Below are 14,061 nucleotides of genomic sequence, written 5' to 3'. Positions count from 1 at the left end.
ACTCGCCGAAACAACGCTTGGTGATGTTGCGAATTAACGGACGCGACGCAGATAGCCGTCCGGCGCCACGGTGATCAACAGCTTGTTCTGCAACTGCTGGTCGATCTCGAAATCCTGGTTTTCTTCGAGGTATTTCCACACGGCGGTTTTCGGGTTGTCGCCCGGGCCCCATGGACGATCCGGGAAGAAATCGGCCGGCATGTCTTCAACCACGGTGTCCATGACCACGCAGTAGCTGTCGACCGACACCAGCGGTGCGTACAGACGCAGCTCTTCCAGCACGTGATCGTGGGTGTGGTTGGAGTCGAGAACCAGAATGACTTTCTTGCCTTTGGCTGCCGCCTGCACCTGGGCGGCAATGCCCGCGTCGATGCTCGAGCCTTCGATCATCTTGATGCGCTTGGCCATCGGGTGGCTTTCGATCGCTTCGCGGTTGTGCGGGCGAATGTCGAGGTCGATGCCCAGCACTTCGCCGTGGCCCTGCAGCTCCAGCAACGAGGCGTAGTAGATGATCGAGCCGCCGTGGGCGATGCCGCACTCGATGACCAGATCCGGTTTGACCTGCCAGATGATCTCCTGCATGGCCATCATGTCTTGTGGCAGCTGGATGATCGGACGGCCCATCCACGAGAAGTGGTAGCTGTATTTGTGTTTGGCCGATTCGTTGAAGAAATCGCGGGCCAGGCCCGTCAGTTTCTGGTCGTCACCCTGCTGGGCGATCTGTTCCCGGCACTCGGCTTCGAAAGCTTGGTTAATGCTGTTGTCGGTCATTTTAATAATCTCAAGGGTCACTGAAACGAAGCGCTGTCGACGGCGTGATAGACGTAGCGTCCACCGGTCATCCGCTTGATCTCTTCGAGGTAATTGGAATTCATCACAAACAGGTTGGCGCCTTCCGGCAGCGCATCCATCGCTTCTTGCGGCGAGGACACCCGCGCGCCGCTCAACGGCAGATAACGCCCCTGCTTGGCCGGGTTGATATCCACCACACGGTCCACCGCCACACCGGCACGTTGCAGGAACAGCGAATAAATCACGCCTTTGGACGAGGCGCCCCAGATCGCCGAACCCTGTTCGGGGGCGGACTGAATAATCTGCACGGCACGATCGAGGCTGGCGGTGAAACCGTCAGGCAGGCTCAGGCGCGGCACCGGTTGATCCGGAGTCAGGCGCAAGGTCGACAGATCGGCGACGATGTACAGGTATTGGCCACCGAACAGGTGACCGGCCTCGTGCACGGTGCCGAACATCCGGCGCAGGTCATCGAGACGGAAATAATTGACGTGTTCGTAGAACAGGTCGAACCAGGCTTTGTGCTCGAGGATCCAGTCAAAGCACGGCACTTCGATGTAGATCTGCCCGCCCTGATTGGCGTTGGCCATTTCTGCGAGGAAGCTGACCGGATCCTGAATGTGCTCCAGCACGTGGCGCAGGACGATGGCGTCCGCCGCCAGACCCAGGCCCCGAGTGAATGGTGCCTTGATCACGTCGGCATTCTCGCCTTCGTACGCCGGATCAATGCCGGTGATCGAATAGCCGAGGCCCTTGAGCAATTCCAGGAAATAGCCTTTGCCGCAGCCGACTTCGATCAGCTCCTGGCCCTTGAAGTGCTTGGCGATGATGCCTTCGACGTCACTCAAGTGCTTCTGGAACTGGCCGGAATGCGCCTGCTCGTTCTGGTAATCGGCGTCGTAGCTGAGCTTGTCGGCGTCGAACGCCGCGTTGAAGATCAGACCGCTGCGCTCGTCCTGCACCAACAGCATGTCGGCACTGGCCGAGACCTGCGCCGACGCGGGATCGGCAAAGGTGCGGTTCTGCAGCACCGGCAGGTCGGTGACCCGGTACAACTCGTGCCTCATTGCGGCTCTCCCAATAACTGTTGCAAGCGCTCGGTCACCGCCCAGAACGCCAGCGGTTCGTGGGTCGGATACGGGTAGTGGCCGAGGTTCAGATGCAGCGCTGCGCCGCGTTCGCGCAGGCGTTGTTCGACCAACGCACGTACGGACACCGGTTGGCCGCTGGCGCAATTGATCACGCCGTTGAAGTCGGTTTTTTGCAGGATCGCGGCGAGGTAACCGGCAGCGCGTTCAATCGGCAGAAAATCGCGTAACTGCTCACCGGCGGACATGTTGAACGACGCTTCACCGACATTGATCGCCCGGTCCAACGCGGCCAACAGACTGTTGGGGTTTTGCCCTTCGCCATGCAGATAGAACAGGCGCGTCCACTGCAAAGTAAACGGATGCTCCTGCTGCAGATTTTGCAAAAACAGGTGCAGCGTGTGCTTGGCCAGGCCGTAAGGATTGCTCGGCTGCGGCGCGGTGCTTTCGCTGAGTGGGCCGCTTTGCATGCCGTATTCGAAGCAGGTGCCGGTGACGAGCACCTGCTTCACGCCTGCCTCGACCGCGCTTTTGATAAAGCGGTAATCGGCCATCAGGTTGTGCTCGAAATGGAACAGCGCCCGATAGTTCGGCAGGCCTGGCCAGGCCAGATGCGCCAGCGCATCGATGCCTTTTACCAGTGCTGCGACATCCAGATCAGGTGCGTGGATATCTGCGCTGATGAACTCGACGTCGTTGATCCACGGCATGCCTTGCGCGGTTTCTGCGTTGCGCGCCACGGCGCGGATCTCGCAGCCACGGGCCAGCAACGCCGCAACCAGATGGCGGCCGACAAAACCGGTCGCGCCGGTAACGAGTACCTTCACAGCACTTTCAACTCAGGCACGGCGATCACGAAGTGGCCGTCCCACTGACGCACTTGCGCCAGTTGCTGACTGACTTCGTGCAGCAAGTTCCACGGCAGCACCAGCACGTAGTCCGGTTTTTCGATGTCGATCTGCGCGGGCGCAACGATCGGAATGCGACTGCCCGGCAGGAATTTTCCCTGCTTGTGCGGGTTGGCATCGGCGACCCAGGCCAGCAGGTCGGGTTTGACTCCGGCGTAGTTGAGCAAGGTGTTGCCCTTGGCGGCCGCGCCGTAGCCGACTACCCGCTTGCCGTCAGCCTTGGCCTGCAACAGAAAGCGCAGCAGTGCATGCTTGATGCGTTCAGCGGCGGGCGTGAGGCTGGCGTAGTACTCGGCGGTTTTCACCCCGGCCTCCAGCTCGGCCTGCAGCTGCTGTTGCACCGCCGCTTGTACCGCACGGCGCTCGCCGTCCTTGCGCTGGACGAATACCCGCAGCGATCCGCCATGGGTAGTCAGTTGGCTGACGTCGAACACTTCCAGACCATTGCGCTCGCACAGGGTCTGCACGGCAGTCAGCGACAGGTACGAATAGTGTTCGTGATACAGCGTGTCGAACTGCGCGCCGGCCATCAGTGTCAGCAGTTGCGGAAACTCGAACGTGGCGACGCCGGTCGGCTTGAGCAGCGTGGCGAACCCGCCGAGGAAATCATTGATGTCCGGCACATGGGCGAGCACGTTGTTGGCCGCCATCAAGTCAGCGCCCCAGCCTTCGCTTTTCAATTGCGCAGCAGTGTCGCGGCCGAAGAACAGCTCACGAATCTCCAGGCCTTTTTCGCGTGCGGCTTGTGCAGTGCTGCGCGTCGGCTCAACGCCCAGGCAGGCAATGCCGCGAGCGGCGACGTATTGCAGCAGGTATCCGTCGTTAGCGGCGACTTCAACCACACGGCTGTCGGCGGTCAGGCCAAAGCGCTCGACCATCTCGGCGACATAGCGCTCGGCATGGGCCAGCCAGGTGCTGGAGAACGAACTGAAGTAGGCGTACTCGGCGTCGAACAGGCTGTCAGCGCTGGTGTAGTCCTCGGTCTGCACCAGCCAGCATTGCTGACACACGGCGACCTTCAACGGCACCCACTGCTCGGCCTGCTCCAGGCGATCGGCGTGCACATAGGCGTTGGACGGTGGGGAGGTGCCGAGGTCAATCAGCGGCAGGCTCAGCGGTGCGGCGCACCCACGGCAGTTCATAGACGCACTCCAGCAAAGTGTTGATCAAGCGCGGGATGGCTGGAATCACGCGCTGACAAATTATTGACAGGCAACGGCCAGGCAATCGCCAGCCGTGGATCATTCACCGACAGACCACCCTCATGCTCCGGCGCGTAATCGGCGCTGTGCAGGTAAAGCAGTTCGGCGTCCTCGGTCAGCGTCTGGAAACCGTGGGCGAAACCAGCAGGAATCAACAGACTGCAACCGTCACCGGCCTTCAGGTGCTCGGCGTGCCAGTGCAGAAAAGTTTTGGAGTCAGGACGCAGATCCACCGCCACGTCCCACACTTCACCGCGCAGGCAAGTGATCAGTTTGGCTTCCGGGGCGTTGGCGTTCTGATAATGCAGACCGCGCACACTGCCCTTCTCGCGGGTGCAGGAATGGTTGATCTGGCGGATATGAAATTCACTGCCGAACGCACTCAGGCTGCCTTCGCAAAACAACCGGGCGAAGTGCCCGCGCTGGTCTTCGAAGCGTTTGTGCTGGACGCTGAACAACCCGGCCAGCGGCAACGCCTTCAGGGAGAATTCGCTCACAGCGCGCCTCGGTACAGGTTCAGTTGACCGAGGGTGACGTTGCGCATGTCATCGCCGTTCTGCCACGCCAGATGCCAGTCGAGGGTCTGGGTCAGGCAGGCCTGCAAGGTCCAGCGTGGTTGCCAGCCCAGCAGCTGCCGTGCGCGGCTGCTGTCCAGACGCAGCAGGCCGGCTTCGTGCAATTCGCTTTTCTCAATGCGCAGACCACGCGCCTGCGGCCAGCGGCTGGCGAGCAGTTCGACCACTTCGCCGACGCTGCACATGTCCGCTTCACCCGGGCCGAAGTTCCACGCCCCGGCGTATTCCGGGCCTTGCTCGTAGAGGCCGGCGGCCAGTTGCAGGTAACCGGCCAGCGGTTCCAGCGCGTGCTGCCATGGGCGCACGGCTTGCGGGTAGCGCAAGGTCACCGGCTCGTCGGCGCTCCACGCTTTGAGCACGTCGGGAATCAGGCGCTCCGGGGCAAAATCACCGCCGCCCAAGACGTTGCCGGCACGTGCGGTGGCCAGGGCCAGACCATGCTCGGCGTACTTGTCGGCCGGGAAAAATGACGCGGCATAAGATTGTGCGAGCAGTTCGCAGCAGGCCTTGCTGCTGCTGTAAGGATCATGACCACCGAGGGCTTCGTCCTCGCGGTACGGCCACAGCCATTCCTTGTTGGCGTAGACCTTGTCGGTGGTCACCAGCACACAGGCGCGCACGCAGCCGACCTGACGAATCGCTTCAAGCAGGTTCAACGTACCCATGACGTTGCTGGAGTAAGTGCCGAGTGGATCGCGATAGCCTTCGCGCACCAATGGCTGAGCCGCCAGGTGCAGAACGATCTCAGGCTCGGTGTCGGCGATGATTTCCAGCAAGGCACCGAGATCCCGCAGATCACCGCGCTGATCGTTGATGCCTTCGTGCACGCGCGCCAGTTCGAACAGGCTCGGCTCGGTCGACGGATCGAGGGAGAAACCGCTGACTTCCGCGCCGAGGCTTTGCAGCCACAGGGTCAGCCAACTGCCCTTGAAACCGGTATGTCCGGTAACGAGGACGCGTTTGCCACGCCAGAAATCCGCACTCAGGCCCATTGCTTCCATGGGGCCTCCCCGCTCTGCCACAGCGCTTCGAGATGGTTCTTGTCGCGCAGGGTGTCCATCGGGTGCCAGAAGCCTTCATGTTCGAAGGCTTTCAACTGTTCGTCTGCGGCCAGACGTGCCAGCGGTTCGGCTTCCCAAGTAGTGGCGTCATCGGCGATGTACGGCAGCACTTTCGGCGAAAGCACGAAGAAGCCACCGTTGATCCAGCCACCGTCACCGCGAGGCTTTTCGGTGAAACCCAGTACTTGATCGCCCTGACGCTCAAGCGCGCCGTAGCGGCCCGGCGGCTGCACGGCAGTGACGGTCGCCAGACGACCGTGGGCTTTGTGGAAATCCACGAGTTGGGCAATGTTGATATCGGACACGCCGTCGCCGTAGGTGAAGCAGAACGCCTCTTCATCCTTCAGATAACGGCCGGCACGCAGCAAGCGACCACCGGTCATGGTTTCTTCGCCAGTGTCGATGAGGGTGACACTCCACGGCTCGCTGTAGTTCTGGTGCACGTCCATGCGGTTTTCGCGCATGTTGAAGGTGACGTCAGAGGTGTGCAGGAAGTAATTGGCGAAGAAGTCCTTGATCGCATAGCCCTTGTAGCCGAGGCAGATCACAAAGTCGTGAATTCCGTGGGCGGAATACTGCTTCATGATGTGCCAGAGAATTGGCTTGCCGCCGATCTCGATCATTGGCTTGGGCTTGAGGTGCGACTCTTCACTGATGCGCGTGCCGAGGCCACCCGCCAAAATAACTGCCTTCATCGTCTCCCCTCTTGTTCTTCACCGGGCTGCGCATGGCTTTGTTGAGCGTTGCGGGCCGTCTGGCTAAACCTTTTGCCGTTCCAGGCGCCGCTGAAGTGACCGCGAGCGCTCGTTTTATGGCGATTTACAGGGGACTTGCAGGAAACGCGCCAGCTCCACAACCCCCTCACCCTAACCCTCTCCCAAAGGGAGAGGGGACTGATTGAGGTGCTTGGAAGAAGTACGCCGACGTGCAATACCGAGTCGAACTCAGGTTTTGAAAAGCCCGAAATCGGCTCCCTCTGGAGCAAGGGGAAAACCCACCACAAATCCAAAGCCGACCACGCCCCGCTCCTCACCACTCAACAGGATGAGCGTTAGCTCGGCTGCCGCTCTTGATCTTGATCCACGAGCGACGTCGGAAGGCTGAGCGGATGGATCCCGGAGCGAAGGAACCCCGAGCCCCAGCGAGCGGGCCGTACGTAGGAGCAAGCCTTTTGGGTTACTTTTTCGGCGCCAGGAAAAAGTGACCCGCCGTAAGGGCGGAACCCTAATCAGCAACACCCGCAGCAACGGATACACACCCAAAACCCCAAGAGCCTGGTCGGCCCAAAGGCCGCCAAGCCCCAGACAAAAAAAGGGATGAACCCAAAGATTCATCCCCTTCCACAAGCCAGATCAACAGATCGAACAATTACCCAAACATAGCAAACGCATCACCACTCACCGGCAGCTCAAAGGCCTGACCATCGGCGGTCTGAATGTGCTCGATCGTATTGAACCCGGCATACCAATCCGCCAGTTTCACACCGTTGTCCGGCACACCACTGCTACCGTCGTTGGCACTGTGCAGAAAAGCATCGTTGCCGATACGGGTCACACTTAATTGGCTGGCGTTGGCGATCGTGTTCAGGATCAGTGTGTCGCTGATATCCAGCCCCTCATCCTTGATGGTCACCAGCCCGGTGGTGTTGACCACGTAGGTGTCATCGCCCTGCCCGCCATACGCACGGCCGCCGGCATTCGACTGACCGGCAAGGTTAAGAATCAACACATCATTCCCCCCATCGCCCTGCAGCATGTAGTCACTGCCGGTGGCGGTCAGAATGTCATTACCCTCGCCACCGAAAGCAAACCCTCGGCCCAGGGTGATGATGTCATTGCCATCGTCACCACTGGCCCAGGTGAACAGATCATTGGCCGCGCCAACGATAACGTCATCACCAGCACCGCCCGACAGACTATCGGACTGACCTCCGACATCGAGACCGGAGGCCAGGCCACCATAGATGTGGTCGTTGCCATCGCCGCCCTGAATCTGATCGTCGCCCGCGCCGCCCTCAAGCATGTTATCGCCCCAATCGCCTTCCAGAACGTCATTGAACTGGCTGCCGCGCAGGCCTTCGATATCGATGTAAACGTCGTGGAACGCAATACCACTCTGCACGCCCCACTTCAGCGAAGCGCTCAAGCCTTCGGTACTGTCGTCGTAGCTGACGATGTCGATACCGGCGCCACCCTCAAAGTTGTCGGCACCTGCACCGCCCAACAGCACATCATTACCGGCCCCAGCGATGATGGTGTTGTTCTCGTCATTGCCGTAGCCGATGAAGTCAGCGGTCCCGGTATAGGTCAGGTTCTCAACGAATGCGCTCAACCTCAACTCGGACAGGCTGGTGTACACGTGATCGGTACCGCCCATATAACCCTCGATTTCCTCGACCGTCACGCCGGCACTGTTGATCGTGTAGACATCGCCACCGCCACCGCCGGCAACGGTCACATCACCGTGATTGACGGTGAAGTGGTCGGCACTGCCGGACCCAATGACCTCTTCTACGTTGATCAGTGTGTCGCCCGCCGCGTTGAAGCCGCCGCCGATCAAAATGTTGACCGGATCGAAAGCGTTGCGATAACTCACGGTGTCATGGCCGTCAGCGCCATCGATGCTCATAAAGTCTTTATGACGATAAATCACGTCATCGAAGCCCGACCCCTGAATCGCTTCAATGCCGGTGAAGGTGTCGCCATAAGCGTCGGTCAGCTCGCCGTAATTGGTGAAGTCTTCGACTCTCACGCCCTCAAGGCTGTTGCTGTAGCTGACGGTATCGTAACCCTCGCCACCGACGAAATGATCGGCGCCATCGCCGCCCCACAGCCAGTCGTTACCGGCACCGCCAATGATTTCGCGATCACTGGCATTGCCGTCGGTGCCTGAAAGTACATCCGCTTCACTCGTTCCATTTACTACTGACATTTACGTCTTCCTTGCGTTGTGGTTGAAAGCGGTTCTGTCGGCAGAGAGAGAGACCGTTCAAGCCTGCGATCCCTGCCTGATGAATGAACGAATAGAAGGGTATCGACAGCTCAAAGGCGAAGCTTGAGCCTCGGCAAAGAAATGTATCGGGATTGATGCAAACAGGCTTTTCAAAGGCAAAAAAAGGCGACTGTAAAAGTCGCCTGTTTTTCAGGAGGTCATGTGCGGCTCGATCAATCCGCCAGCCAGCCGTATTCCCAGTAGCGCAGGTTATCGCCGCGCAACACGTAATCGCGCAACACCACCTCACGCAATTCATCGCCCATGCGATAACTGGCATCCGGATCGGCCAGGTGCATGCGGATCGCTTGCAGCCATTCATCCGTGCTGTTGGTCTTGATCCGGGTGCATGGCAAGTAACCGCGATAGGCCTCGGTATCCGTGCAGATCACCGGGTAACCGCAAGCGCCGTACTCCAGCAGCCGCAAGTTGCTCTTGCAGTCGTTGAAGATATGGAATTCCAGCGGCGCCAGTGCCAGATCGAGGTTGAGACTGGCCAGTTTTGCCGGGTACACGTCCAGACCGATGACCCCGTGGAACTCATGCATGTAAGGACGCAGATCATCCGGGCACATGCCGAAAAACACCCAGTCGACTTCATTGGCCAGTTCACGAACGACCTCGGCGATCACCGCCAGATCACCGTGGTGACTGGTGCCGCCGCCCCAGCCGACCCGCGGTTTCTTCGAGGTCCTACGCTGGCTGCGCAGGTGGCCCCACAAGTCCTTGGCCAACATGTTGGGGACGACACGAATGTCGTGGTGCATGTCCGACAGCACGTTGGCCAGCGGCGCGGTGGATACGACCGCGCGATCACACAGGCCGATCGCACGCCGCACCATACGCTCCATGTCCTGCTTGCTCGGCATGTTGCGGATGTGCGCGTTGCGGTGGGGAACGTCGATGACATAGTCGTCGAGTTCGAAAATGCGCCGAGCGTTGAAGTATTTCTTCAGCGGTGGAATTTCATCAATGGCGTGTTCCGAGTAGCGCCCTTGCAGGACGATTACATCAGGCGACTGACGCTCGATATCGATGATCGATGGCAAGCCGTAGCAAATACGCCCTTCTGCCCGATTGGCCGCTTCGAGCTCAATCATCGGCTGGCTCATGCGGTAATGGCCGATGGCCGAAGCGTTGATCGGCACCACCAGCAGATTGGGCAACTGTGCCTTGGAGAATGCACTCCACCCCGTGCGCAGGCCCGGCTCCAGACTGAAGTTGGTAGCGCCCACGCCCTGCAACGTCAGGTTGACGTTATAGGCCGGGTCGCGCGCTACCAGCGGCAGCCAGCGCTGGTAAAAAGTCTCCCTCTCCTCAATGTGCTGCGCTTCTTCCTCAGGCGTTGCCATTGCATTTGGCCGTGCCCCGACGGCCAGCACCGCATGAGGATTCAGCACCACCAGATAACCGTCACGGCCAACACGCAGACACAGATCGACGACATTGAGCGTTTGCTTGAGGTCCTGCTCGTCCAGCCCGCCGGCGGCTTCGAACACCGACTTGCGAATCATCAGGCAATCACCGCCGACGGCACTCAGGTCATGCACCGCCTGCAGGCGATGCATGTACCCTTCCGACTGCATCGGTTGGCCATAGAACGGCAACCCGACCGGCCCGTTCAAGCCAAGAATCAGGCCGGCGTGCAACACGCCGCCGTCCGGGTTGAACAGCTTGGCGCCAACCACCCCGACCTCCGGACGTTGCGCATGATTGAGCAATTCGTCGAGCCAATCGTTCTGGGTGATCACCGCAAAGGCGTTGAGCATCAACACATACTCACCGCGCGCCTGGCTGACGGCATAGTTGTGCACCGCTGCCGCGTTACCCTTTTGCGGGTAGCTCAGCACGCGAATCCGCTCGCTGCCCAGTTGCGCCATACCGTCCAGCCATGCCAACGCTTCGGCGCTTTCGCTGCCGTTATCGACCAAGAGCAATTCGTACTCGGTGTAGGCGGTCTTTTCCAGCAATGTCTCGACGCAGCGCTGCAAGGCAGCCGTCTGGTCCTGCGTGACAATGACCACCGACACCAGTGGGCGCCGGGCATGGTGATAGTCGACACGATTGAGCAGCCCGCTGTTACCGTCGCGGATTTCATGAGCAATGCCAAGGCGTTGCAGATGCGCTTCGAGAATGCGCGGGCTTTGCTGCGCAACGCCAGGATCAGTGAGCCATTGCGAGAGATCGAATTTCGATTCCAGCAACACTTCAGCAATGTGCCCGACCACTTGCAGGCCATCGCTTTCAACCATACGCCACAGCACATCGTGGGGCGCGAGTTCGGCGAACGTCGAGGTGAAACCGCCAAGTGCCAGGAACCGTTCGCGCTGAAACGCCAGCGCACGCCCGACGTAAGGGTAACTGCGCATGAGGTCGAGGTTGAAATCCGGCTTGAACGCAGGCTCGGCCGACTCACCGTCGCGCAGGCTGCCTTCGTCGCTGTACAGGCATGTCAATGAGCTTGAGTGCGCAATGCGATCAGCCATCACCAACAACGCTGGCGCCACCGGGCAGTCACCTGGCTGCAGCAGATAAAACCAGTCGGCGCCTTCCAGTTGCGGCAGCAGAGTGTTGACCTGCTCCAGGCCGTCACCCTGCAACGGCATGTGGAACACGCGACCGTCCAGCTTCGCTTCGCTGCAAGCCGTGGACAGCACCAGAACCAGCTCCGGCGGGTAATCCTGAGCGGCGAGTGCCTCAAGGGTGCGCTCCAGGCCATCGCGACTGCCTTGGGCATCAATGATGATCGGCACGATGCGCGGCCGGTGCGGCCAGCCAGCGAGGGTTTCCGGCAGCCATTGGCGCTGCGCCTCGGTCAACACCCGAACCGCCAGCCATTGTGCGTAGAGTTCGCCAAAACTGAAGCTGTCGACTCCGACCCCCAGCTCCTGACGACTCTGCTTGGTGCCAAGGGTACGGCTCAGCGGCAGCTCTTCCCAGACCCGAGGCGACTCATCGGCCTTGGTCAGCGGCACATAACGAACCCAGCCCGGCGCCGGTGCCGACTCGCCGCTGCGAACCTTGAGCATTTGCGAGATCCACTCGCGCTCGATCTCGGCCGCGTCTTTCATCGGTTGCTGCGCGCTCAGACGCTCGGGGTAGAGACGCTCGGCACTCAGCACGTTGTTGGAGACCACCAGATTGCCGCGCCGCAGCAGACAGACGTACAAGGCAAAGTCCAGCGTCGCAACGAAGCAGGCACCCTCCTCGGTCAAGGCTGGTAAAAGCTCCACAACATCGCTACGGCGAAACAGCGCACTGCTGAATCCGCCCAGTACGTTGACCGGGAATTTTTCAAAGATGCTCAGTACATCGTCGCCTTTGAGCAAGCCACTGGCCGGCGACAATGAACTGTTTTCCAGACGTGCGGGCAGGATGATGTCGTTGGCATCCCACAACAACCGTTGGGCTACCACCAGACTGACTTCGTCGCGCCGCAGTTCGTGGGCTTGCTGTTCGATACAGGACGAATACAGCAGGTCATCATCACACAGGAATTTGATGAACTCGCCCCGCGCTTGCTCAAGACAGGCCTTCAGGTTACCGACCAGCCCCAGCGTTCGCGGGTTGCGCACGTAACGCACGGCGAAACCGGTCTGCTCTGTCACCTGCATGACAATGTCTTCGATCTCGTTGCCGCGATTGTCATCGCACACGATGATTTCAAGATTGGCGTAATTCTGGCTGACGGCGCTGTTCAGCGTCCGCTCGAAAAAGCGCGGATTGAAGGCAGGAATGACAAGGCTGACAAGGGGAAGTGAATTCACGGCGGGCTCACAGGCGGTGCGAGCCCGCTCGAAAAAGCGAGCCCTTGATACCGCAAAAAAACATGACTGAGGAACAGGGCAAACGGGCGCTTACGCGCCCGTTGAGGATCAGATCTTGTTGAACAGACCCAACTGGCTGATCTTGCTGAACGCAAGCTGCGAAGCTTGCAGCATGGTCTGTTGCAGGGTCAGACGCGTCATCACTTCAGCCGGATCCGAATCGCGAATGGAACCTTGCGTGGTGGTGTTCGCGGTGCTCAGACTGTCATTGGTGACGGCCTGCATGTCCAGTGCCTGGCCTCGGGCACCAATCGCAGTCACCGCAGCGCCGATTTGATTGTTGGCCGCGTCGATGTTGCCGAGGCCCGCCTCCATGGCGCCCTGGAATTTCTGCTTGGCCACCGGATCACCATCGATCGGCGTGTTCAGTGCGGTGATCATCTGACCGAGGGTGTCGAGCACGTTCTGGGTCTGATGATCGTTTGGACGGATCGAGAACTGATCGCCCGCTGCCGGTGCGCTGCCCAGGGCAAAGGTCACGCCTGCCGCCGTGGCGTTGCTCCCGGTCACGGTGCCCGAGGACACCGGTTTGCTGTCTGCGGTCACTGGCGCTGCATACAGATCGAATGCGGTGGCGCTGGTGAACTTGAGAACGGCGCCACCCTGCGGGAATGCCGCAGTGTACGCTGCCTGGTCAGTGATGCTCGAACCGGTGATCACCGCGGTCGACGGGTTACCCGGGCTGCGTGTGGTGGTGAACGAATCTGGCGCAGTGGTCAACTGGAAGCTGTGGCCGGCAATGACCGCGTCCGGATTGGTGTCACCGGCCTTCAGGTTGATGTTCAGCTTCATGTCGACGCCACGGAAGCTCACCGTCTGGTTGGCACCGCTGCTGTTGCTGACCAAACCGTTCTGGCTCGCCTCAGCGGTCACATCGTTGCCCAAGGCATCGGTGATTTTCAGCTGGGTGCTGCTGAGGAAGCTGACGGTGTAAGGCTGGCCAGCGGTGAACTTGGCGTTGTAAGTGGCGACGGTACCGATCGTGCCGTTGGACAGTACGACGCGACCGTCATCCACTGCCGGCGCGGTCATGGCGACGTTGGTACGTGCGGTATTGATGGTCTGCTGGAAAGCGTCCCAACCGGTGGTGTTGGTGCCGATCGTCATGCCATCGCCGATGCCCAGATTGATCGTGGTCTGGTCACCGTTGTAGCTGTAGGTGCCGTCGGCATTTTGCGAATACGGCGCAGTGTCGGTCTTCGAACCGGAGAACAGGTAGTTGCCGTTGGCATCCTTGGCGTTCATCAGACCCAGCACTTGTTGCTGGATCTGGCCCATTTCCGAAGCGTAAGCCTGGCGGTCCTTGTCGGTGGCCGTGCCATTGTTGGCGGCCAGGGCGAGTTCCTTGGCGCGGGCCAACGCGGTGGTGATCGAATCCAGGGTGGATTCCTGCACGTTCAATGCACTTTTGGTGGTGTCGACGTTGGTCTTGTACTGATCGAGCATCGCGGCCTGCTGGCCCAACTGCAGCAAACGCCCGGCACCGATCGGATCATCGGCGGCGGTATTGATACGCTGCAGGCTGCTCGCCTCGCTGGCGGTGGCGACGGCCTTGTTGAAGTTACGCTGATAGTCCGACGCTTGCGTGCCGTAATACTGGGCGGTGGAAATGCGCAT

General features: G+C 60.1%; 10 protein-coding genes. All 10 read right to left on the bottom strand.

Features of this window, described 5'->3' with window-relative positions; all coding sequences use genetic code 11:
• Nucleotides 1–33 precede the first annotated feature (33 nt).
• The 10 genes from M9827_RS04280 to M9827_RS04235 all read right to left on the bottom strand — a co-directional run bounded on the left by M9827_RS04280 (nucleotide 34) and on the right by M9827_RS04235 (nucleotide 14,061).
• Nucleotides 34–771, bottom strand: a complete 738-nt coding sequence (locus M9827_RS04280) for a cephalosporin hydroxylase family protein (protein WP_093439633.1) — start codon at nucleotides 769–771, stop codon at nucleotides 34–36.
• 17 nt (nucleotides 772–788) lie between these two features.
• Nucleotides 789–1,859 carry a class I SAM-dependent methyltransferase gene (locus tag M9827_RS04275; protein ID WP_250603718.1) on the bottom strand — a complete coding sequence of 357 codons (1,071 nt, stop codon included), beginning with the start codon at nucleotides 1,857–1,859 and terminating at the stop codon, nucleotides 789–791.
• Complete coding sequence (locus tag M9827_RS04270; RefSeq protein ID WP_250603716.1) at nucleotides 1,856–2,707, bottom strand: NAD-dependent epimerase/dehydratase family protein; 852 nt, start codon at nucleotides 2,705–2,707, stop codon at nucleotides 1,856–1,858. Before M9827_RS04270 ends, M9827_RS04275 begins: the two co-directional genes overlap by 4 nt.
• Entirely contained in the window at nucleotides 2,704–3,930 is a 1,227-nt protein-coding gene (locus M9827_RS04265; protein ID WP_250603714.1) for a class I SAM-dependent methyltransferase, read from the bottom strand. Before M9827_RS04265 ends, M9827_RS04270 begins: the two co-directional genes overlap by 4 nt.
• On the bottom strand, nucleotides 3,927–4,487 hold the full coding sequence (locus M9827_RS04260; protein WP_250603712.1) for a dTDP-4-dehydrorhamnose 3,5-epimerase family protein: 561 nt from the start codon (nucleotides 4,485–4,487) through the stop codon (nucleotides 3,927–3,929). Before M9827_RS04260 ends, M9827_RS04265 begins: the two co-directional genes overlap by 4 nt.
• Complete coding sequence (rfbG, locus tag M9827_RS04255) at nucleotides 4,484–5,566, bottom strand: CDP-glucose 4,6-dehydratase (protein ID WP_250603710.1); 1,083 nt, start codon at nucleotides 5,564–5,566, stop codon at nucleotides 4,484–4,486. Before rfbG ends, M9827_RS04260 begins: the two co-directional genes overlap by 4 nt.
• The gene (rfbF, locus tag M9827_RS04250; protein WP_186624419.1) at nucleotides 5,548–6,321 is read right to left on the bottom strand and encodes a glucose-1-phosphate cytidylyltransferase; all 774 of its coding nucleotides are present in this window, start codon (nucleotides 6,319–6,321) and stop codon (nucleotides 5,548–5,550) included. The genes rfbG and rfbF overlap by 19 nt, the downstream gene beginning before the upstream one ends.
• Nucleotides 6,322–6,994: 673 nt before the next feature.
• Nucleotides 6,995–8,557 (bottom strand): calcium-binding protein, encoded by a 1,563-nt coding sequence (locus M9827_RS04245; protein WP_250603708.1) that lies wholly within the window; start codon nucleotides 8,555–8,557, stop codon nucleotides 6,995–6,997.
• Between the two features lie 233 nt (nucleotides 8,558–8,790).
• A complete protein-coding gene (locus tag M9827_RS04240) occupies nucleotides 8,791–12,384 on the bottom strand; it encodes a glycosyltransferase (RefSeq protein ID WP_250603706.1) in 3,594 nt (1,197 codons plus the stop codon).
• Between the two features lie 108 nt (nucleotides 12,385–12,492).
• Nucleotides 12,493–14,061, bottom strand: a complete 1,569-nt coding sequence (locus M9827_RS04235; RefSeq protein ID WP_250603704.1) for a flagellar hook-associated protein 3 — start codon at nucleotides 14,059–14,061, stop codon at nucleotides 12,493–12,495.

Source organism: Pseudomonas sp. AKS31 (genome assembly GCF_023634765.1).
Lineage (GTDB): Bacteria > Pseudomonadota > Gammaproteobacteria > Pseudomonadales > Pseudomonadaceae > Aquipseudomonas.
This window is presented reverse-complemented; position numbering and strand designations above follow the sequence as displayed.

Coding starts and splice junctions, on each gene's coding strand:
- M9827_RS04280 (WP_093439633.1), bottom strand. CDS start 771: ATGACCGACAACAGCATTAACCAAGCTTTCGAAGCCGAGTGCCGGGAA.
- M9827_RS04275 (WP_250603718.1), bottom strand. CDS start 1,859: ATGAGGCACGAGTTGTACCGGGTCACCGACCTGCCGGTGCTGCAGAAC.
- M9827_RS04265 (WP_250603714.1), bottom strand. CDS start 3,930: ATGAACTGCCGTGGGTGCGCCGCACCGCTGAGCCTGCCGCTGATTGAC.
- rfbG (WP_250603710.1), bottom strand. CDS start 5,566: ATGGAAGCAATGGGCCTGAGTGCGGATTTCTGGCGTGGCAAACGCGTC.
- rfbF (WP_186624419.1), bottom strand. CDS start 6,321: ATGAAGGCAGTTATTTTGGCGGGTGGCCTCGGCACGCGCATCAGTGAA.
- M9827_RS04245 (WP_250603708.1), bottom strand. CDS start 8,557: ATGTCAGTAGTAAATGGAACGAGTGAAGCGGATGTACTTTCAGGCACC.
- M9827_RS04235 (WP_250603704.1), bottom strand. CDS start 14,061: ATGCGCATTTCCACCGCCCAGTATTACGGCACGCAAGCGTCGGACTAT.